This window comes from Halioxenophilus sp. WMMB6, from assembly GCF_033283405.1.
GTDB lineage: Bacteria > Pseudomonadota > Gammaproteobacteria > Pseudomonadales > Cellvibrionaceae > Halioxenophilus.
In genome coordinates, this window is sequence record NZ_JAWMQR010000001.1 from 61,776 (window position 1) to 84,239 (window position 22,464).

Here is a 22,464-nt window from a genome sequence, read left to right on the forward strand (position 1 = left end):
ATATTATTTTACTTGGGGCTAGCCTTGCTCTAGTTTGGCCATTGAGAGTGGCTGAACAACCAATAATTAATAAGGCTAGAGATGAACACTAAGAATCCACTACTGTTTTTAATCCTATCCCTCTGTATCACGAGCGCTCTGGCAAGCTCACAGCGCCCAAATGTTTTGTTGGTCGTGGCGGATGACCTGGGTTACACCGACTTGGGCAGCTTTGGTGGGGAGATCCAAACCCCCAATCTGGATGCGCTGGCTCAATCCGGTATGCGCCTGACTCAATTTTACACTGCCGCTACCTGCTCACCGACCCGGGCCATGTTAATGACCGGTACCGACCATCACCGAGTGGGCTTGGGTACCATGGCCGAAGCACTGGCACCCAATCAGCGTGGTAAACCGGGTTATGAGGGTTTCCTGAATGATCGCGCCGCCTTTCTGCCCAAGGCCTTCGCCGATGCCGGGTATCGCACTTTGATGAGCGGTAAGTGGCACTTGGGGCTCGATGAGCAACACAGTCCGGCTGCCAAAGGGTTTCAGCAATCATTCGCCTTGCTGGATGGCGGTGCGGGCCATTTTTCCGATCTCGGCATCGACAAGATGCACGCCTCATTTCGCGAGAACGGTAAGCCCGCGCAGTTGCCCAAAGACTTTTACTCTTCGCGCTTTTACACCGACAAGATGATTGACTATATCGATTCCGGGAAAAACAGTGGCCAACCCTTTTTTGGCTACTTGGCCTACACGGCTCCTCATTGGCCATTGCAGGCGCCTGATGACTCCATTAAAAAATACCAGGGTCACTACGCCATGGGCTACGACCAACTGCATCAGGAGCGAGTTGAAAACGCCAAATCTTTGGGCCTAGCTCCACAAAACGCCACCACTGCCCCTCGTCAACCCGGGCAAAAGGCCTGGCGGGAACTGTCATCGGAAGAGCAAAAAATCGAGCAACGTAAAATGGAAATTTACGCCGCCATGGTTGACGATATGGATCGCAACTTTGGTCGGCTGCTGATCTATTTGCAAGAGACGGGGCAATTCGACAACACCATTATTTTCTTTATGTCCGATAATGGTGCCGAGGGCGCCACCCTTGAGGACGGTGTTTTTAAAAAATTTGTCCCTCATGTTCAGCAATGCTGTGATAACAGCTACGAAAACCTGGGTAAACCGGACTCCTATCTGTTTTATGGTCCTAATTGGGCGCGGGCGTCCGTTGGTCCGGCTCGGGACTTTAAAGGTGATATCACCGAAGGTGGCATTCACTCGCCGGCATTTATCGTCTACCCAGGTATGAAAGAGCGCGGCTCAATCTCGCAACAATTTGTGTCGGTTAAGGATGTATTGCCAACCCTACTTAACCTCGCAAATATCCCGCTACCGGTCGATCAGGAAGTGGCTGTGGAAGGTCATTCCTTGTTCACCGAAGCTGGGAACACTGCCGCGATGGGGTGGGAGTTGTTTGGGGGCAAAGCCTATCGATATGGGGAGTGGAAGCTGGTCAGGAAGTCACCGCGTATGGGTGAGACACAATGGCAACTCTTTAATTTGGTCGACGATCCTATGGAGCAACAGGATCTATCTGCTCAACAGCCGGCTAAATTTCAACAATTAATGCAACGTTGGGCTGATTACGAACAAGGTAACGGTATTATTTATCCTCAACGACCAAGCCATTAATCATTTCTAGTCATTAATTACCGATAGCAATTAATCACCGATAGCTATTAATAGCGGATAACAAGACGCCCTCTGTTGGGCGTTTTCAATTTTCATAAGCGATATCCAGAGGTCTTCATGCCTGGTATTACCCTGTATGCGTACCCCGGTAGCTGCTCCAAAGTGTCGATGATCCTGTTGGAAGAGACCGGCGTCGAGTATGCTATCCAGCCAGTCAATTTAATGCGTGGTGAACATAAGCAGCCGGCTTATCTGGCTATCAACCCCAAAGCCAAAGTCCCCGCTTTAAAGCTGGACGAAGAATTTCTGACAGAAAATCCGGTCTTGATACAAGCACTGGCTTATCGATTTCCTGACGCAAAACTAATGCCTCCGGCAGTCGATACCATGGCAAGCCTACAGCAGTGGTCCGACCTCTGTTTTTGTGCTGCCAATTTACACCCGCTTGTTACCCGGCTTTGCAAGCCGGAATTTTTTGCGGGTGAAGAGGCTATCGACAATGTTAAAGAAAAAGCCACGCTGGCTATGCATGCAGGGCTGGCTTTGGTGGAAGAGCGCCTGGCCAACACTCATTGGTGGTATGGCGACGCCTGGAGTGCAGTGGATGCCTACGTTTATTGGGTCTATGCCCGCATTGCACTCTGTGGGTTTGACTTCTCAGAATTCCCTCACCTCGAAGGTCACGCTAAACGCATGGGAGAGCGCCCGGCCGTTCAAAAAGCTACTGAGAAGGAGAGGGCGATCTTAGCGGGTTATAACTGAGTGACTTGAGGTAATCAGCCCCATCAATGTGGGGCTGGTGCTGGATTATTCGGACAAGACGGCCAGCAAACCAACAGGAGCCATACAGACCGCCACAACACTCCCATAGATAACTTTAAATAGATAGACCGTGTTCAGAGAGAGAGGTGTCGGCATTAGGCTCAAAATCAAAACGCCACAACCACTACCAACGACCGTTGCCATAAAGGCTAACACTAAGGCCCGTAGAAACAAGCGGGTAGGCAACCATCGCAAAGCCGGCGCGGAAAGCGCAGCAACAACACCAAGGCGACGTTTTTTCCGGGCTATCAATGACGGTACCAATACACACATGAAGGTGATCATAAACGTTTGCGGTAGAAAATCGAGCGCTAGGCCTTCCTCTCCCCAAAGTGCAACAGCGTTTCTATCACCGAAAATCAGCCAGACAAAAAAGGCGCTAAGCAAAGCCGAAATCACGATACCAATAATCGTCTCCTGGAGGATATAACGCTTTTGATCGTGATTAAGAGTAGGGTGGAGTAAAGCATTTATCATTATTATCGCTACCAATTTAAAAGGTTTAGCTGCAGGTTTCGGTTACGAAACTGATCACCTCATCGGCCAGGCGACGATCCGAAGAGCCTAGATGCATTGCCATGGAGTAGTGATTATGGCCACTCAGGATAGCAGCGCGGGGTATGACGCTATGTATCGACAGACGCGCTTGCATAAGCCCGATAAACTCATTTTGAAATCGGGCAGGGTCGAATTCAGCGCAACAGACCAATAGTGGCAGGGCCGTGTTGCTGATCGCCGCCAGCGGTCGCCGCTCTTTGTAAAGCTCCTGAGCTCCATAATAGTAGGTGTCGCGCTCATCCAAGGGGGTGAAGCCGTACAGGCCGGATAAGAGTACCAGGCCGCGGATATCGCTTGTTTCCGGGTGCAATTGCAGATAGGTGCACAGGTGTACCGCGCCCGCCGAGGTTCCCATCACGATCAACCGATTGGGGTCGCCACTATATTCGCCTATGTGATTTTTAATCCAGCCAATGGCGGCTGCCACGTCTTCACCACCGGCGGGCCAGCTGTTCGCTGGCGCTAGACGATAATTGATCACCACACCGACAAACCCGGCCTGAGCACAGAGGCGGCCGACATTGGTGTTGTGCCAGTGTTGCACTGAACCTTTGTCGCCTTTTAAAAAGCCTCCCCCATGCACAAAGAGAACGACCGGCAATGAGTTCCCTTTGGCGTTATTGGGACAGTAGATGTCGAGTTTATGCCGCTCATGATGACCATAGGCAATATCGATGGCTGTGGCTGGTTGTTGTTCAACCAGAGTGCGTTGCTCTGCATCATAGACTTTGGCAACAGCATCAATCACATCGGGTCCTAGTCTGGTACCCAGAGAGAGGATAGCTCGGCGGGCTTCAGGGCTTTGCATACTTTTCCCTCAGTTTGGAAATGACAGCAAAAAAGCAATGACAAAACGGTGAGAGAAACGTCATAGCTGTTTTACAGCCAAGCCAAAACGTTTGATAAACCGGCAAGGTGTAATTAGACGGGTTCGTCTTCAATAACATTACGTAAACTACCCACCGGGCCGATATCCACTTCAATAACATCACCGGGTTTCATCCATACCGGTGGCGTGCGTTTGGCGCCCACGCCACCGGGGGTGCCAGTGGCAATTACATCCCCAGGTTGCAGTGGGGTAAAGGTCGAGATGTAGGCAATCACCTGCGCAATGGGGAAAATCATATCCTTGATGGGTTGCTGCTGCATAATCTCGCCGTTTAAGAGGGTGGTAACGTTCACCTCGCTCAGATCGCCGGCTTCGTCGGTTGTAATCATATAGGGGCCAAACGGACCGGTAGTGGGGAAGTTCTTACCCGGTGTAAACTGGCGCGTATGCCACTGCCAGTCGCGTACCGAGGCGTCGTTAAAACAGGCATAGCCGGCAATATAATTCATGGCGTCGGCTTCGCTGATGGCGCGTCCACTTTTGCCAATGATAACGGCCAGTTCACCCTCGTAATCGAGATCGGTTGACACTTTGGGGCGCAGAATGGGTTGCTCGTGGGCGCTGAGTGTGTCGGCAAAGCGGGTGAAAATAGACGGGTTGTCGACCTTATCGCGACCGGTTTCCTGGCGATGGCTTTCGTAATTGTGGCCCACGCAAAAGATCTTAGTGGGGTTAGGGATAACCGGTAGCAAGGTAACACTTTCCAGGCTGTAGGCTTCACCATCCGTCAGGGATGACAAGCTGCCTTGTGCAATCGCGGTTTTCAGATCAACAGCACGTTGGGTTAAATCGTAGACGGTTTCGCCATCCAATCGGCCAAACGCTGTTGTGCCATCGGCACGGGTAAAGCTGACGTATTTCATAGTCAAATTCCTCTATAAACCAGAAAGACACCTACCTCATACGAGAGGTGCAGGTTGCCAATCCCGGTGAAATTTAAAGTGCTCTTCGGCTTTGCGCAGGCCATCGAAATCTTTATCCGACATTCCCCACTGGTCGATGCGGTTGGGGGGCCAGGTCCAATCTTCCGGCGCGCCCACCGGGTAATCTTCCGGTACTTTGTTCACGGCCGTGGAGAACTCCACTACGGCATTAAACGGGGCAATAAAGTAGGCGAACACATTAGCACCGGGGCCGTGCCGGCCGGGTCCCCAGGCTGGCACCATATTGTGATCCCTCAAGCGGCCCACACCGCGCATGACTGCGTCTATGTCGGCCATCTCAAAGGCGATATGGTTGAGCGAACAAAAGCCGGCCCGCGCAAAGGCGGTGCTGTGGTGTGATTCATTGCAGCGCACAAACACCATCCCCTTGGTGCGATCGGAAACCCGAAAGTTTAAAGCTGCTTCCACCAAGTCACCGGTTTTTTCGGCGTCTTCCGAGTTAAAGACAACGTGAGTCAGTTTGACTGGCAGCTCCGCGCCTGCCAGCGGCTCCACTTCGTGGGTATTGATCAGAAAACGTAGAATCTGCCCCTCACTAAGTTGCACCAGAATACCTTCCCCGCCACCCAAGTCTTTGGACTCGGTAGGGCATGCCATAAGACCACGCTGACTAATCCGCTGTTTGAGCTCGTCAAGCTCCTGTGCGGAGCAGACAAAGGTCACGCTGCGCACAAAGGAGGAGTCGCCCTCTTCGAGCGCTACCAGGTAGGGAAAAGTACCGGAACCACGGATATAGTGAGTGTTCTCTTTGGACCCAGCTGAAGCGGCCCCCCAGATATCAGTGAGGAATTGGTGGGCCTTATCCGCTTCTGGTAAAACCATCTCTATGCTGCGCAATTTCATGAATTAACTCCGTGGCTCAACTGTGCGGCTTCGATACCCGCCAGGGCCACCGCCTCATCGTTGTCGGGAGTGTCACCGCTGACACCCACTGAGCCGATGATCTCTCCCTCGGTAGTGCGTATCAGAACACCACCGGCCGACAACGCCAGGTTGACGCCATCGACCTGGGATAAACTGCCAAAAAAGATCGGATTTTTTTGAGCCTTGTCCGCAATGGTTCGGGTGTCCATCCCCATGCCGATGGCGCCGTGCGCTTTAGCCTTGGCGATATCGGTACGGTAAAAACTAGCGCCGTCTTCGCGGCGCATGGCCACCGGGTGACCGCCGGCATCCAGTACCATCACGGCTACCGGTTGGGTGTCGAGCTGGCGCGCTCTACTCAGTGCGGCATTTAAAATCTGTTCGGCCTGATTCAGGCTTAAGCTGCTCATAACATGTTGGTTCCCTGCAGTTGCTTGCTCAGCGTGTCGGCCAGTGGCAATACATCGCCCTGGACGGTGCCATAAACATAAAAGTCTGGGCGGGTCAGTACCGCATTGACATGGCCTTCGTTCAACCAGGCCATCACATTACCGCCATCATTCAGATTGGCGACATTGGTAATGGTTAAATCCAGGTCGGGCAGCCGCTGGTTGAACTCGGTTTGGGCGGTTGCTGCCAGTTCATCACTATCAACGAATAATCGCCAGGCCCCCTTGACCGAATCATCCAGTAGCTGCAAACCCTGCGAGGTCTCAACCCTGGGTTGAATAAATCTCTGACCAGCACGATAGCTCTCTTTCAGCACAAACCCCGTACTGATGGGCGGAATCAGATCGGCCGCCGATTGTGGCATGGTTTGCTGGCGTGCTTTTGCGCGGATCTCCTCGTCGCGGGCGGCAGCTTTCTCTTGGTCGAGAATGCAGATATAACGGCCGGTCTCCACGGCGGTGGAAATCACCGAGCGCACATGGGGGTCCCGTTCCGGCTGATAGGTATTGAGGATATCCGGGGAGGCTTGCTGGCGGTGCACCATTGTCATCTTCCAGGCCAGGTTGGCGACATCGCGCAGACCATGACACATCCCCTGGCCGAAAAATGGCGGCGTTTGGTGGGCCGCATCGCCGGCGAGAAAGACATTGCCCTGTTGCCATTGCTCGGCAATCAGGCCATGGAAGCGATAGGTGGCCGCGCGAATGATTTTGTGTGGTACACCAGCTACCCAAGGGCTTAATAATTCAGCCACCTTATCCGGTTGCATCATCTCGTTGTCGTCTTCGCCGGGGAGCAGCATTAACTCCCAGCGTCGGTGATTGCCGCGCCCAGGAACAATGGTGGCAGGGCGCTCCGGGCTGCACATCATGACAGACAACTGCTGCAGGTCGGTGTTTTCCGGTACACCCGTAAGATTGGGAAAGTTTACCGGTCCATCCATTTCCACATCGACAACCAGCCAGGGCTCTTCAAATTGCAGGTCTTCAAGCTGAATACCGAGTGACTTGCGTACTACGCTGCGGGAGCCGTCGCAAGCGATTACCCAGCGCGCCGTTGTTTGCTGTTTGCCAGCTGCGGTGCAGAGATTCAGCGTTACCTGATTGCCCTCTTGCTGCAGAGAATGAAACTCGGTACCCAGGCGTAAATCCACGTTACTGTATTTAGCCAGGGCCTGGCGAAGGTGCTCTTCCAGCTCGGGCTGGTAAAAAAAGTAGTCGTTGGACCAGCCAAATGGGCGGGGCTTTCCGCGTGTGCCCATATAGCGGATTACTCCGTTATCGGCACCGATATGCAGATGCCCTTCGGTATCGCGCATATCGTCGCGCAGCTGATCAATGAGATCGGCCGACTGAAACAAGCGCATCATTTCGTGGTCCAGGTGCACGGCTCGGGGTAGGGGGTAGGGGGTTGCCTCTTTCTCGACAACCAAGGTTTTCAACCCGTTTTTGCCGAACAGGTTGGCCGCGAAGGCACCGACAGGACCGCAGCCGATAATTGCTACATCGTACATGGTGTTTACCTTTGAACAGTTTGGAAGTGGTAATGGCGTTACGCAGTGGCCACCAAACCGTCAGGGGCTTTGTAAAATTGTCCATTCTGAATAATGGCTTTGAGGTTGTGTTTGTCCTGCAGGATTCGTACATCCTCGGTGGGGTCGCCAGCCACCAGCAGTAAGTCCGCCAGGTAGCCGGCTTTGATCAGGCCCAGCTCATCGCCCATGCCCATCAATTGGCCGCCGAGAGCGGTGGCAGCGTGTAGAACTTCCGCTGGTGTATAACCAAAGTGCTCGACCCACAACTCCAGATCCCAAGCGTTGCGGCCATTTGGGTTAAATGGAAAGCCGTAATCGCCGCCGGGAAGTAATCGCACACCGCGTTCACGCAACTTGGGCACTAAGCGTTTCTGGTATTCCAGCACCTGGGCGGCGTCTTCCTTCATGTAGCTCATGTCAAAGTGCGGCGGCGGGGTGGCATCGAGGGTGGCTTGCACAATACCGACGGTCGGCGCGACAAAAATGTCATCCTTGTGGGAGGCCAACAGTTCGATCGCCTCGTCGTCAGCGTAGGTGCAGTGGTAGAGCATACGGAAACCGCTGCGTACGCCGAGTTTCACCGCCAGGGCGGCGTGGGCGTGGCCAGTTAGCCAGACATCGGAGGCGCGCGCCTGCTCGCCGGCGGCCATCAACTCGGCTTCGCTGTACAACAGTTCGTGAGAGGCGCCGGGTTTGAGAGCGCTTTCACCGGAGATCAGAAACTTGATCGCTTTCGCGCCCATATCGGCGCACTCTTTGACAAATGCCTTAACGCCCTCCGGCCCACGCTGGTGTTCCTCCACCTGCCCGGGGTCCAGTTCGCTGTCGTTGGGTGGCTCGCGTTCAACCGACGAGGGAATCAAGCGGGGTCCCGGCATGCCACCGCTGTCGAGTTGCTCTTTCAGGTAGATTTCGAGTTTTTTGCTCAAAGCGCCGGCGGAGTAGGCGCTGGTAAAGCCGTAATCCAGCAGAATACGGGCATTGCGGGCTGCGGTCAGGGCCAGCTCTTCGGCTGGCAGGTGCATGCCGGGTACAAACTTCTCCACAGACGAGGGCCAGGTAAGATGAGCGTGTGCTTCACACATGCCCGGCATCAAGGTCATACCCTGCGCATCAACGACCCGGTCGCCGGCAGCAGGGGTAATCGGCTGCTCAGTAACCTCGGTGATACGATCATCAACAATCGCCACCGAGCCTTTGAAACAGGCCTGGCCGCTGCCATCAAAAATATTGGCGTTATTTATTATTGTTCGCATGGCTAATCTCGTCCTCTCACTACAGTCAACGTATATAGGTCTTATTTACGATGAGTCTATTTTGGCGGTCGTATGCATTAGATCAAATATTTATTTTTATGTTATCCATAGGAGTATCCTATACATTGGATTGGCGGGCTTGCTCGATAAAGGCCTTGATTCGCTCACTCAATGCGCGCTCTTTAAGCCAGATAAACCCCACCTGCCGTTGGAAGCTGATCTCCCGGATTTTCACTTCGCGCAAAGTGCCTGCCTCCAGCTCTGGCCTAACGACCTCGTGCGGCAGGATGGTGATGTAATCTGTCTGCCTGACGATGGATTTGGTGGTTAACAGGGAGTCTGAGCGAATGACATTGTGGGGGATGGGGGCCTCGGCACTGATAAATAGGGCCTCCACCTGGCGCCGGAAGCCGCCGATTGCGTCTGGTAGCACCCAGCGGGCGTGCTCTACGTCGACCAGGGAAATCTCATTGGGCATATGGCTATTCTGACGACCGACAATGATCGAAAAAGAGTCACTTAACACCGTTAACTCTTTCATATCTCGGGGGCACTCTTTCATGCCGGTGGTCACCACCGCCAGGTCAATCTCGTAATCACGCAGGAGCTTATGCAGTTCGGGCTCGGGGCGCTCCAGTATGCGAATCTCGGACTTCGGCGTGGAGGCCATAAAGCCACTCAGAGCCGTGGGTACCAACGTCGCCAGTGCACCAGGTGTGCCGCCCAGCACCAGTGGCCCGGAGATATCCTGGCCGAGCAGTTGAATCTCGCGGAGGGCGGCGTCCATCAGGTTGTCGATGGCTGTGGCTCTGAGCTTCAGTGCCTCGCCGGCCAGGGTCAGGCGAATTCCCTGGCGCTGGCGATCAAATAACTTAGCACCCAGCGCTCGCTCCAATTGGTTGATCGCCACCGATACCGACGGCTGTGACAGATGCTCCGCGCGGGCAGCTCCACTGATTGTGCCCTCGCGGCAAACTGCCAGAAACAACCGCAACCCTCTCGGATCAATGCGCATGAGAACTCCTCTGTTAGCTAATCTCTGACTGCCGCCCTGAAAGAGTGGCAGTTCTCAAAGCATAGCCCAGGCCTATGCTATACAAAAAATATATTATTTTAATTTTGGCGTAGAGATTGATAGCGTAACGCTCATAAAGCGCTATCGATAAAACAGCGTGCCGGCGATAACGCCGTACAATAATAACGATAAGAGGAGTTCACGATGCCCATCATTCATCGAAGCCTATCGAATCTCTTGTGATTCATAACCACAATCCATTCCACACACCCACATTTAAAATACAACCATAAATAGAGCGCTCTACAATCGCCCGAGAGAAGAGCCTGAGGTGATTCTATGAAAACAAAACAACTCGCCGTCGCCATTGCCGGATTGACCTGTGCCCAGGTGGTGCCACAAGCCTATGCCGAGCAGAGTAAACAGTACGAAATGTCTTTGGAGGAGATAGTGGTCACCGCCACCCGCCGTGCCGAACGACTGCAGGAGGTGCCTTTGGCGGTGAATGCCGTTTCAGGGGAGCAACTGAAAAAAACCGCTTTCAAAGACATCACCGACATTGCCTACACTTTTAGTGGCGTGCAATACGGTGAAACGCCCAACGACGATGGCTTCCGGGTGCGTGGCATTGGCACCATGGGTGGCTTCAGCAGCGCATCCGAAGCGCCGGTAGGCTTGGTGGTGGATAATGTTGTGGTGGGGTTTGGCAATCCCATGGGCAGCCTGGGTGATATTGAGCGGGTTGAAGTATTGAAGGGGCCGCAGGGGACGCAATTTGGTAAAAATGCCTCTTCGGGGGTTATCAATGTTACGACCAGGCGCCCGGATACCGAAGCGTTCAGCGGTAGTATCTACACCTCCTATGCCACACTGAACGAACACGATATTAATGGCCTGATTAATCTGCCCTTATCCGACACCATGGCCATGAGTGTTTATGCGTTTAGCCGAGAGCATGATGGTTATGTGGATAATGTGGTGCGCAATGAAGAGTGGGGCGGACGCAAAAATTACGGCACTCGTGTGAAGTTTAGTGCGGATCCCTCCGACACCCTCAGTTTGTATCTGATCGCCGATTATTCCAAAGAAAAACTGACCGGCCCTGGACAGGTCTGGACATTAAACAAATTGTCAGACAGTGCCGCCAGTCCGGGTGGAGCCTTTGGTTTACCGTTTGTGGATCTCAATGGGCTGGGTGTTACCGTAGGTTCTGAAAATGATGAGTCCATCGAAGATGGCGAGGGCTATATCGATACTGAAAATTATGGTGTTTCCCTTCAGGCCGATTTGGATATTGGTGAATACACACTATCGTCTATTACCGCCTGGCGTGAATACAATGAGGGGGAGTTCCGTTATGCCATTGATGCCGCCCCCTATAGCAAATTTAAAGCGCGGGAAACCGGACAAATTAAACGGCTCTACTCGCAAGAGTTGCGTATCACATCGCCTGCGCATGACTCGTTTGAATATGTGGCTGGACTGTACCTTTCTCGCCAGGAAACTGGCCTGGGCAATGATGCCTCGGCCACGCTGGCGCCGGCACAGCCCTACCTTGACCAACCGGTAATCTCCATCACTAATGGAGACAGTACCACACAAACCACCAGCGACAGCGCCGCAATTTTTATTGACGGAAAATTTCATATCAACAATCAATTCAGCTTGTTGGGAGGCCTGCGTTTAACCCGTGATAAAGTTGAAGCAGAGACCTATTCACAGGTTGATAATGATTTTGCAACGGATGTGACCATACCCTATGGTCCACGCCCATACCAAAAAGCCGATGCTTCCGAGACCGATGTCTCCGGGCGATTTGGTGTTGAATATCAAGCGGCGGAAGACCTGCTGCTATATGGAACTTACGCGAAAGGTTATTTAGGCCCAACCATTACATTTTCCGGCCTAACCGGCACACAATCGTCTGTCGCCCCGCAAAAGGTGGATGACGTGACTATCGGTTTCAAAAGTCAATTTATGGATCGCCGCCTGACATTGAATGGCAATATTTTTTACGATGATTTCACCGACCTGCAAACCTCGGTGTTTGATGGCTTTGAATTTCTCACCCAAAATGCCGGGGGTGCCGAAACCAAGGGGTTGGAGCTGGAGGTCACCTATCTGATGACACCCAACCTGACGGTGAATGCCTCCTATACCTATTCAGACGCTGAGTTTACGGACTACATAACCGATTGCCCGAAATCCATCGTGGCGGCGGGTAATGAGTTGACTTTATGTGCCGAGCCTGGATCCAATAGTACGACTCATCTCTATCAGGCGGATGGTCAACCTCTGCCCGGTGCGCCTAAAAACTCTGCGGTATTAGGCTTTGTCTATGACAACCAGTTAACCGACAAACTGTTGTTTGATATTGCCGCAAACGCCTCTTACCGCAGTGCAACGCAAAACAGTGTTGGCGATAAAAATACCATTCAGGAGGGTTACACCATTGTTAACCTGTCGGCGGGTCTTAACAGCGCTGAGGATACCTGGCGGGTAGGTCTGTTTGTCCGCAACCTGTTTGACAAGGACTATAACTCCGCCATTCTCTCTCTGCCCTTTGCCGATGCCGGCAGCTACGTTAACTGGCGTGTTCGGAACGCTGAACGCACGGTCGGTGCTGAAGTCAGCTACAGTTTTTAATGTTGTGCTTTCATATGGCCCGCTTTGGCGGGCCTTTTTTGTGTGAGTGTTTTTCTTTTCAGATATGGCGCTGACAAAGGGCGCTGATCTGTTATCTCGTCGTTATGTCCGCCTGGCCGGATATTTCACAATAGTGCGAGCCACAACCTGAAAATAATAGTTAATAATCGGAGCAAAAGATGAAGCTGAAACGACGTAGTTTATTGGTGGGCAGTGCTGCCGTGGCAGGGCTCGGCGCCATGCGCTCTATAGGTATGAGCGCTGAGGCCACTAAGGAATTTCCTGCCAATTTTCTATGGGCGGCGGCCACCTCAGGGCATCAGACCGAAGGCAATAATACAAACAGTGATATCTGGTTTCTTGAGCATCTTCAGCCAACCGTATTTGCCGAGCCTTCCGGTGATGCCTGTAACAGTTTGTTGATGTGGGAAACCGACCTGAAATTAGCAAAAGAGATGGGACTTAACAGCTATCGATTCTCTATTGAGTGGGCGCGTATCGAGCCAGAACCCGGCGAGTTTTCAATCGCTATGCTGGCCTACTATAGGCAGCGTATTGAGCGCTGTAAAACCATGGGTATAGTGCCGATGGTTACCTTTAACCATTTTGTCACCCCTCGTTGGTTCGCTGCAGACGGGGGCTGGACCAATCCGAAAGCGCCGGAGCGATTTGCCAACTACTGTCACACGGCCGCCCAACACCTGGCCGAACATATTGGCTATGCGATTACCCTCAACGAGCCCAACCTGATGGCCTTGTTGACCTACAAAGGTGGCTTGCCTGACTTTATCCTGAAAAAGCAGGCAGCCATGTTACAGGCGGCCGCCGATGAATTGGGCGTGGAAAAATTCTCCAGTGCCAACGCCTTGAACATGGACGATTACCCCACGGTGAAAAAACATATGCTTAAGGGGCATCGGTTGGCGTTTGCTGCAATTAAATCCGTACGTCCCGATTTGCCTGTTGGGGTGAGCCTGGCGATTAACGATGATCAGGCCATTGCCGGCGGCGAAGCCTTGCGGGATAAAAAACGCAAAGCGCTCTACGTTGATTGGCTGGAATCGGCCCGGCAGGATGACTTTATCGGAGTGCAGAACTACGAACGTTCACTATTTGGCCCCGAAGGTGATCTGCCGCCGCCCAAAGACGCGGTAATGGGGCTAATGGGCAAGGAGGTATATCCCGCGTCCCTGGCGAATGCGGTGGAGTACGCGTATCAACAAACCAATCGGCCAGTACTGGTGACTGAACACGGTGTAGCAACGGACGAGGACGATATCCGCTGCTGGTTGATCCCCGAGGCGTTAAAAGCTCTGCATGAAAAGTTGGCCATGGGGGTGCCCGTACTCGGCTATACCCACTGGAGTTTGATCGATAATTTTGAGTGGGTGTTTGGCTATGCGCCCAAGTTTGGATTGCACAGTGTGGATCGAACCACCTTTAAACGCACACCAAAAGAGAGTGCCCATATCTTTGGCAGTATTGCCAAACGCAATGCCGTATAGTTGGGCTGATTTATAGGTTTTGACGGTGTCATCTTCAGCCGCCTTGTGGTGGGAATCTCTGGTTCTCGTTTGACTGCGCCTTCGAGGCCATTAGCAATTCCCTTCAGAGGTAGAGGTGCGGTGACCGGGCACCTGGCCCTAATGATGTATTAAGATGTGTATTAGCTTGATGTGATGGTTTTACAGGAGGAGGGCAGCCAAAGGAAGGGCACCCTTGGATCTCATTCATTAGAGCGGAAGATTAGCTTTTAGTCTGCTCGGTAGTAGTTTTGACTGCATAAGCTTATTTAGTCTTTGTGGTTATGAAATGTAAGACTATATCTACGAATGGCTATTACATCCGTTAATTGATGCTGGCACTGGTTCGAACTCGATAATCTCTTGGAGAAAAACCGGTAAACGAACGGAATGCTCGCGAAAATTGACTTTGACTGGAAAACCCCAATTGATCAGCAATAGTGTTGATTGGCAGTGTTGTTTGGCTTAGAAGGTATTGGGCGCGAGTCACTTTGGCTTTTAGAATAAACTGATGCGGTGCCAGCCCAGTTCCCTGCTTAAAGATTCGACTAAAGTGGGCCATAGTTACGCCTACCTGGTCGGCAAGGTCCTTTACTGAGAACATTCTGTCTGGATGGGAAGAGATTGTATCGATAACCTGATGTATGCGATTAGCGGAGAAGGTATTGATAGGAATACTCGGAATTTTTGATCCGCGCATGATGTGTGCGACCAGGGCATTGATTAAAGACCGGATATACTCATCGTCCTCTTCATCTCGCGTTTCGTAGAGTTCCGAAACCACCTGGTTGGTTAGCGCTGCGCTCAGGCGATCAGAGAAGGCGAATCTCATTCGCTTGAATTGTTCTTCTGCCGGAACCCCTTTTAGTTGATCTTCCGATAACGACAGGGTGACAACGTCAAGTTCACCATTAACCAACCAGCCGGTTTTATGGCCAGCGGGCACGATGGTTGAGCAACCAGGAATCGAATATTCGTCGCTCCAGCGCTTTTCTATCCAGGTTTTGACCGATGGCTTGCCTGCAAGGTGCACGGTATACACAGGTGCCGTGAGTGCTGGCAGTGTATAGTCTCCAACAAACTGCCGCCACCGGCTCAACTCCCAGTTTCCCGTTGCACTTTTGATACTAATATCGGGACCTCGGCCAATGGCATCCGCGATTATCTCTGTGTTACTGACTATTCTTCTGGTCATGGCGGTGCGTTTATTATTATTCAGGCCGACAAGTATAGTCGATGGTTTTTACATCAACAATGATAAGATTCCACAAAACTATTCTTACGTTTAACTTTTATATACCGAAAACTTAAACGGTATAAAGTATTTCAAAATACTGAATCTGATTGCTCATTAAATAATGCACGCAGAGTGGGGCTGATTTCCAAGTTCAGCCTGAGCTTCTGACAATGAAAGACCGATTGTCGATGAGTTTTTTGGGCTAGCCCATGTTTTGGATTTTTACATAAAAAAAGAGCCGATCAAAAGATCAGCTCCGAAAGGCAGCTACTAAGCTGCAGAGCATAAGGGATTAATTTGTCAGTATGACAGCTTTTACACACTCTCCCTTCTTATGGGAGTCAATGGCAGCGTTAAACGCTTCAAAAGCGAACGTTTTTATCAGGCGGTCAAATGGAAAGTCGCCGGAGATATAAAGATCGATTAGTCGGGGAATAAAGGTGTCAGGCTGACTATCTCCGATGATGATGCCTTTGATTTGAATACCATAGGTAATGAGATGCGCGATGTTAAAACTGGATAGGCTTTCAATATTGGGTGGTACGCCTACCAGACCAAGCACGCCATAAGAGCCGAGCGAGGTAATGGCGTTGTTAATAACCGTTGGATTGCCGCTGGTATCCAATGCGTAATCTGCCCCCCTGGGACATAGCGCCAGAATTTTATCGGCTAAATTATCATCAGCTGAATCAAACACGTGTGTCGCACCGAGTTCCAGTGCAAGGTCACGGCGGGCTGTGACCGGGTCGACAGCAATGATAGTTTTACACTGCCGAATTTTAGCTGCCATCACAGCGCTTAGGCCAACAGCCCCAGCGCCAAATATAATCAGGGATGATCCCTTCTTACAGCGCAGGGAATTGATGACACTCCCTGCGCCGGTCTGTATACCACAGCCCAATGGCCCTAGAATTTCCAGCGGTACGCCTTTTGTAACCTGATCCGTGACTTTTACCACGTTGCGCTCACTGGCAATGGCGTAAGTGGCAAATGATGATTGGCCAAAAAAGGAACCAGAGACGGGGGCCCCCTCCTTACTCAATGGCGTGGAACCATCCGCGCGGCAGCCACCGTAGTTGAGTGTCGGGAAGTCCTGGCAGTAGGTACTTAGGCCCTCTTCGCAGCGGGGGCAGTGACCGCAGGAGAGAAAGGAGAGTATGACCGCGTCACCAGGGTGTACTTTGGTCACTTCATCGCCCACCGCGACCACCTCACCAGCGCCTTCATGACCGAGGACCGCGGGCAGGGGAATGGGTATAAACTGGTCGCGTGCAATCAGGTCGGTATGGCAGATTCCTACGCCCTTGATTTTCACCAGCACTTCATTCGCACGTGGTTTTTCAATATCCAGAGTTTCAAGAGAGAAATTGCTGTGGGGCGCTTTGGCCACGGCTGCTTTAATTTTCATTCAATGCCCACTCAATCTATTTAGCTTAGTGAAATTACGGCTGATTTGGTTTCGAGGTAGGCGTCAAATACGGCCTCACCATTCTCACGACCTATACCAGAGGCCTTCATCCCGCCAAAAGGAAGCGTAGGGTCTGCCATGAGCATGCAGTTCACAAATACTGATCCGACCTGTAGCCGGTTTATATATTCATGCGCTTCTGACAGGCGTTCACTCCACACATGGGCAGCCAATCCGTAAGGGCTTTCGTTGGCCAGTTCAATTGCCTCATCTATTTCGTCAAATGGGGTTACCACCAGAACCGGGCCGAAAATTTCCTCTCGGGCAATCTGTGACGTGGGATGAACGTCTGTGTAAATGCGAGGGGCATAAAAGAAGCCGCCGCCAGTTACCGCCTGAGGTTGGTTTACAAGAGTCGCACCTTCCTGTTCAGCACCTAAGACCATGCCCGTTACCTTTTGTAGGTGCACTTCACTGATAAGCGGGCCGAGCTGACTATTTCGATCCCAGCCGGGGCCCAGTTTTAATGTGTCGGCAAGGGTGGCGAGTCCTTCCAGGACCTGGCTGTAACGACTGCTGTGTACGTAGAGGCGTGTCCCTGCGTAGCAAACCTGTCCCGAATTGAAAAAGCAGGCCATGGCTGCTTCTGGTATCGCCTTATCCAGATTTGCCGATGCTGTAATAATGGACGGAGATTTACCCCCGAGCTCCAGTGTCACCCGTTTAAAATCCGGAATGGATGATGCGAGTATTTTTTGTCCTGTTCGACTAGAACCGGTAAAGGCTATTTTGCTTATTTTCGGGTGTGACGTGAGTGCAGCACCGACCTCAGGGCCACCCGTTACTACCGAAAACGCTCCCGCAGGAAAACCAGCCTGTTTAGCCAGTTCCCATAGGCGCAGAGCTGAGAGAGGGGTTTCTGGAGCCGGTTTCAGTACCACTGTGCAGCCGGATGCGAGTGCCGGAGCCAGCTTCCACATAGCCAGTACCATGGGGAAATTCCAGGGCGTGATAGCCGCCACTACGCCAACCGGTTCCCTTTGAGTAAAGCTGTGGAACTGGTCAATGGATTGTCCAGCCATGTGGGTGCTTTGCCCTGTGAGCTTGGTAGGCCAGCCGGCGTAGGTGCGCAACCAGGATAGGGTGGTTTGAACATCAACGGTTTCAGCAAGTGTTACTGGTTTGCCTGTATCCAGCGATTCCAGTGCAGCAAGATTGGCAAGGTCATCTTCAATCAGGTCTGCCCACCTTGTCAGTAACTGCTCTCTTTGCAGCGGCGCCATATAACGCCATGCCGGGTCAAATGCTGTGCTATAAGCGGAATCGATAATTGCATCCACCGCACTTTCATTGGCCTCGGGTATCTCGAGGAAAACTTCACCATTGGACGGATTGACATTGTTATAACACCCCTGTAGTGATAGGGCATCGTATCCGGCATGTAGCTTCATCTCCGGGAGTTGCAATGAAGGGTAGTACTCTTGTGGTCTCATTTTGGATGATGGCCTATGTGGAATTATTATTTCAGTGAAAATCTATCGATCTTAAGGTAAGTCCTTTTAAACAGGGATTTAAGCAATCAGCCGGAGTTTTAACGTTTTAATCCCATTAATAAAATTGGAGCGAATTCTTTCTGGTGCTTCCAGTAGCTCGATATCTGAATAGCGGCTGGTAAGCAGCTTCATTGCTACACGAATCTGAAGCTCACCCAGACGCGAACCCAGGCACATATGTGTCCCTGTCCCAAACGCCAGATGATTGGGGCCTTTGCGTTCGATATTAAAGGTATGCGGCGAATCAAAAATATCCTCGTCACGATTTCCGGATGCATACCACATCACTACCTTGTCACCTTTACGTATTCTCTGTCCGCGTATTTCAGTATCTTCCGTTGCTGTCCGGCGCATATGCATTACTGGCGTTGAATAGCGCATCATTTCCCGAACTGCCACAGGCATCAAATCCGGATTGCTCCTGAGTTTTTGCCACTGTTCAGGGTTTTGAGCGAACGCGATAAGCGAGTTGCTAAGAGAATTCCGGGTCGTTTCGTTGCCGCCGACCAGCAACAAAACCATATTCCCGAGAAAATCGGAATAGCTAATCGGGTTGCCGTCAAATTCAGCGTTGGCAAAAACGGATGCCAGGCTGTCATCGGGAGCTAAGCGATATTTTTCAAAAGTGTTTTGGCAGAAGTTGAGAAATTCGCCCATGGTCGCTGCAAATTCCTCAGGGGTGGGTCTGAAATCCGGGTCGTCTTCACCCACCAGACAATTAGTCCAGTCATAGAGCTTGGTCCACATAGTGCTGGGGACATCCATTAGTTCGCACAGGGTGAGCAGTGGCAGAGGGGCACAAAACTGGGAGACCATCTCAACACTCAAAGGGGTATCAATCTGATCGAGAAGGGATTCGGCACGCTGGACAATCCTCTCCTCAATACCATCGATACGAGCGGGTGCCAGTCCCTTCATGGCCATGACTCTATATTTTGTATGGTTGGGTGGATCCATCGAAATTAACGGGGTGCCAATGCCCGATTCGCCGGAATTGGCCACAGAGACCTCATTTTCGTTAAAAATACGATGGCCTCCGTGCTTATGAGCCGAGGAGAAGAGTTGGGGGTTTTTAGATATTGCCGAAATATCTTCGTATTTAGTGATTGCCCAAAATCCAGCTCCATCCGCTTCTTCATTCCAATAGACCGGACACTCAGCTCGTAATCGCGCGAATGTGTCATGAGGTACCGAGCTGTGATAAAGGAGTGCATCTTTTAGGTCTGGTTTAAAATTTGTTTCATTCATCTGGCTGCCCTCCATTTTAAAAATAGTCATAACGAACTGAGAGGCCGAAAGTTCTGGGTGAACCCGGGATCATGAAGTCGTAACCGAATGTGTCACGGAGATCCAACCCATAGCCGTAATATTCTTTATCCGTTACGTTGTTACACCAGGCGCTAATTGTGACACGGTCATTTTGCCAACTGACGGTTGTATTGATTTTGCTGTATCCACCTTGACGAAGGTTGCTATTACCATTTTTATCGTTATAGGGTGAAAACCATTGCTCAGATGCATAGTTGATGTTTGGGGTAAGAATGAGGTCTCCGTCGGCTAATGAAGCGATGCGCCAATCGAGACCGAGTTGTGCAGTCATATCTGAAGAGAAGGGCAAGTCGTTACCGGATAGATCATTACCACTGAGTTCCAGTTTCTCATACTTGGCATCGAGAAGCCCCATAGAGCCATTGATTTTCAGATTTTCGGTGACGACTGCGGTGAACTCCAGATCAAGGCCCCGAATGGTTGATTCACCCGCATTACGCAGGAAGGCAACCGGGCCAACAACCTCCTGCACCTGCTGGTCGCTGTAGTCGTACTGGAAGATTGCGCCCGCCAGGGAGAGGTCATCATTCAGGAAATAACCTTTGGCTCCAATTTCGTAAGCATCGACTTTCTCCGGCTCAACATATTGAATTTGGGACGCATCAATATATCCGCCGCCATTAAAAGTTCCGGATCGATAACCATGGCTAAAGCTGGCGTAGACCATACGGCCGGTGTCAAAGGTATAGCTGAGTGCCAAGCGCCCGGTAATTGCCGAGTCGTCCTCTTCCTGGGTAGGTAGGACTTCGGTTGTGTATGGGCCAGGCACGGGGATCAGCGTGATCGCTGGGTTGCCATCATAGTCAGTGGTATAACTGCGGCCATCGGAGTATTCGGCGTCGTCCTGGGTGTAACGAATCCCTGCCGTCAGCTTGAAATGGTCAGAGAGGTTGTAATCGCCTTGGGCAAAGATAGCTTTGGAATCACGACGCTGTTCATACTCCTGGACTATTCTGAAGCCACCTGTTGTCAGGCCGATCGGATCAGCCGGAACACCCAGATCCTCCAGGAAGTGGAAGAAGTAAAATTCGTTGCGGGTTTCTGTGGTATCCCAGCCGTAATAGACTCCGACGATACCGGAAAGATTTTCGCCGGTGTAGTCGAGGTGGAGCTCTTGATTAAATTGGGAAAACTCTGAATGCCAGTTGATAAACAGGAGGTCGAATGGAGAGCCATCGGAATCCTGGTCGATCACCTGTTCGCCACTGTCAGACGATGTCAATGAGGTGATTGACCATGAATTCGACAGTTGGTAGTCGACCCTCAGCAGGAGACCATTGGAATTGGTTTCACTAATTCCTATTTTATCCTGTTCGACCGTATAAAAATCCAGGCCTTCCCGGCTGTAACCGATTAAAGGATTTATTCCGTTGGCTGTGCCTATGCCATGAACCGCAGCTTGAGTAGGTTTATCCTCGCCACCATAGATTTTGAATTTTATGTCCAGGTCATCGGTTGGCTGGTAACGAACGGATAGACGGCCGCTGACACTGTCATTGGAGTTGCCATCTTTACCGCCAGGATGCTTATTTTCGATATAGCCGTCAGTTTTGTCGTAATTGACTGCCGCACGAATGCCAAGCGTGTCAGCGATGAGGGTTTTTTCAAAGGCACCCTGTGCTCTTTTGTGGTCGAAGTTACCATAACCGACGTCGATATAAGCCTCGCTATCGTTTGATAGCGTGGGATATTTGGTTATAAAGTTAATTGCACCGCCGGTGGTGTTGCGACCATAAAGGGTACCTTGCGGACCACGTAACACTTCTACTCGGTCCAGGTCGTAGAGCTGCATACCGTGTAGCGATCTTGAAGCCATATAGGCTTCATCAATGTATACCCCGATGGGGGATACCTGATTGGCGTTATATTCGTTAGCAACGCTAACCCCCCGTAGGGAAAAGTTCGGTTGCGTGTTGCCAAATGAGCTGTTGACTGAAAGATTTGGGACAACGGTTGAGAGCTGGGTGCTGTTGGTTATTCCGGCATTCTTCAATGTTTCGCTGCTGAGTGCGGAGATGGCGAGGGGCACATCCTGTATGGATTCTTCCCGGCGCTGTGCCGTGACAACGACTTCCTCAATGGTGAAACGGCTAGAGTCATTGGCTGATACCGAAGGGATTGTCTGTACCCCGATTACAGCCGCAAGGATTGTCTTTGTATAGCGGGGAATGGTGATTTTAGATGAGGGCATCTCGAGCTCCTGACGTTATTTTTATTGATACCGATTATAGCGACCCTATTTTTTGGGTTTATACAATTCATGTAGCCGTTTTGTGCTAATTCGTGCTTTATCTTTCCGCTAAATGTGCGGGGTCGAGGCCGGAGCTTTCTCCGCTCATTTTCAGCGGCTTTTATGATTTTTAAGTGTGGCTATTGAGTACTGTGGCTAACGAGTACTGTGGCTAACGAGTACTTGAAAAGGTCGCCGCGGATCTCTCGGTGGGGGTAAAGTCATATTTCATTATGACTGATGGGCTGATTTCTACTGCGATGCTAGTAATTCAATAGAGATATAGATGATTAACGCAGTGTGATTACAGAATATATTGTCCTCTGTGTGGTTCGCTATCTACTGTCACTGTTGTGTGTTTGCAATCGAACCTAGTCAGTTATGGCCATGCATGGGCCAAAGAGTGAGACCATCTCTTGACCTTTCCCGAGAAGGGCCTCTGTTAATGCGGCGAGATTGTATTCTATGGCGGTAGGTTGTGCTGTTCTTTTGTGGGCATGAGCAGGCTTTGAATGGAAACGCAGCAGTA

Annotated in this window: 17 protein-coding genes; 4 read left to right on the forward strand and 13 right to left on the reverse strand. The window is 51.4% G+C overall.

The features are described 5' to 3' along the window. The first annotated feature begins 81 nt into the window (after window positions 1-81). Window positions 82-1,677 carry an arylsulfatase gene (locus tag SBL51_RS00250; protein ID WP_317928455.1) on the forward strand — a complete coding sequence of 532 codons (1,596 nt, stop codon included), beginning with the start codon at window positions 82-84 and terminating at the stop codon, window positions 1,675-1,677. A gap of 117 nt (window positions 1,678-1,794) precedes the next feature. Then, window positions 1,795-2,439 carry a glutathione S-transferase family protein gene (locus SBL51_RS00255; protein WP_317928456.1) on the forward strand — a complete coding sequence of 215 codons (645 nt, stop codon included), beginning with the start codon at window positions 1,795-1,797 and terminating at the stop codon, window positions 2,437-2,439. A 45-nt stretch (window positions 2,440-2,484) separates the two neighbouring features. Here SBL51_RS00255 and SBL51_RS00260 read toward each other — a convergent pair whose 3' ends face one another. From SBL51_RS00260 to SBL51_RS00295, 8 genes are all read right to left on the reverse strand, one after another. Further along, window positions 2,485-2,976 carry a hypothetical protein gene (locus SBL51_RS00260; protein WP_317928457.1) on the reverse strand — a complete coding sequence of 164 codons (492 nt, stop codon included), beginning with the start codon at window positions 2,974-2,976 and terminating at the stop codon, window positions 2,485-2,487. A 25-nt stretch (window positions 2,977-3,001) separates the two neighbouring features. After that, on the reverse strand, window positions 3,002-3,865 hold the full coding sequence (locus tag SBL51_RS00265; protein ID WP_317928458.1) for an alpha/beta hydrolase: 864 nt from the start codon (window positions 3,863-3,865) through the stop codon (window positions 3,002-3,004). Window positions 3,866-3,978: 113 nt separating this feature from the next. Next, entirely contained in the window at window positions 3,979-4,809 is an 831-nt protein-coding gene (locus tag SBL51_RS00270) for a fumarylacetoacetate hydrolase family protein (protein WP_317928459.1), read from the reverse strand. 36 nt (window positions 4,810-4,845) lie between these two features. Further along, complete coding sequence (locus tag SBL51_RS00275) at window positions 4,846-5,733, reverse strand: VOC family protein (RefSeq protein WP_317928460.1); 888 nt, start codon at window positions 5,731-5,733, stop codon at window positions 4,846-4,848. Then, window positions 5,730-6,164 carry a heme-binding protein gene (locus SBL51_RS00280; RefSeq protein WP_317928461.1) on the reverse strand — a complete coding sequence of 145 codons (435 nt, stop codon included), beginning with the start codon at window positions 6,162-6,164 and terminating at the stop codon, window positions 5,730-5,732. Before SBL51_RS00280 ends, SBL51_RS00275 begins: the two co-directional genes overlap by 4 nt. Further along, complete coding sequence (locus tag SBL51_RS00285; protein WP_317928462.1) at window positions 6,161-7,717, reverse strand: bifunctional 3-(3-hydroxy-phenyl)propionate/3-hydroxycinnamic acid hydroxylase; 1,557 nt, start codon at window positions 7,715-7,717, stop codon at window positions 6,161-6,163. Before SBL51_RS00285 ends, SBL51_RS00280 begins: the two co-directional genes overlap by 4 nt. A gap of 38 nt (window positions 7,718-7,755) precedes the next feature. Beyond that, a complete protein-coding gene (locus SBL51_RS00290; protein ID WP_317928463.1) occupies window positions 7,756-8,994 on the reverse strand; it encodes an amidohydrolase family protein in 1,239 nt (412 codons plus the stop codon). Between the two features lie 118 nt (window positions 8,995-9,112). Next, window positions 9,113-10,009 (reverse strand): LysR family transcriptional regulator, encoded by an 897-nt coding sequence (locus SBL51_RS00295; protein ID WP_317928464.1) that lies wholly within the window; start codon window positions 10,007-10,009, stop codon window positions 9,113-9,115. 339 nt (window positions 10,010-10,348) lie between these two features. On the opposite strand from SBL51_RS00295, the gene SBL51_RS00300 reads away from it, so the two are divergent. After that, a complete protein-coding gene (locus SBL51_RS00300) occupies window positions 10,349-12,655 on the forward strand; it encodes a TonB-dependent receptor (protein WP_317928465.1) in 2,307 nt (768 codons plus the stop codon). A gap of 179 nt (window positions 12,656-12,834) precedes the next feature. Continuing rightward, window positions 12,835-14,160 (forward strand): glycoside hydrolase family 1 protein, encoded by a 1,326-nt coding sequence (locus tag SBL51_RS00305; protein WP_317928466.1) that lies wholly within the window; start codon window positions 12,835-12,837, stop codon window positions 14,158-14,160. 343 nt (window positions 14,161-14,503) lie between these two features. On the opposite strand, the gene SBL51_RS00310 is transcribed toward SBL51_RS00305, so the two are convergent. The 5 genes from SBL51_RS00310 to SBL51_RS00330 form a co-directional block, all read right to left on the reverse strand. After that, entirely contained in the window at window positions 14,504-15,373 is an 870-nt protein-coding gene (locus tag SBL51_RS00310; protein ID WP_317928467.1) for an AraC family transcriptional regulator, read from the reverse strand. 334 nt (window positions 15,374-15,707) lie between these two features. Continuing rightward, window positions 15,708-16,823, reverse strand: coding sequence for an NAD(P)-dependent alcohol dehydrogenase (locus SBL51_RS00315; protein ID WP_317928468.1), 1,116 nt, complete (start codon window positions 16,821-16,823; stop codon window positions 15,708-15,710). Between the two features lie 20 nt (window positions 16,824-16,843). Then, window positions 16,844-18,274, reverse strand: coding sequence for an aldehyde dehydrogenase family protein (locus tag SBL51_RS00320; RefSeq protein ID WP_317928469.1), 1,431 nt, complete (start codon window positions 18,272-18,274; stop codon window positions 16,844-16,846). A 120-nt stretch (window positions 18,275-18,394) separates the two neighbouring features. Next, entirely contained in the window at window positions 18,395-19,624 is a 1,230-nt protein-coding gene (locus SBL51_RS00325; protein WP_317928470.1) for a cytochrome P450, read from the reverse strand. Window positions 19,625-19,640: 16 nt separating this feature from the next. After that, window positions 19,641-21,896, reverse strand: coding sequence for a TonB-dependent receptor (locus SBL51_RS00330; RefSeq protein ID WP_317928471.1), 2,256 nt, complete (start codon window positions 21,894-21,896; stop codon window positions 19,641-19,643). Window positions 21,897-22,464: the final 568 nt, after the last annotated feature.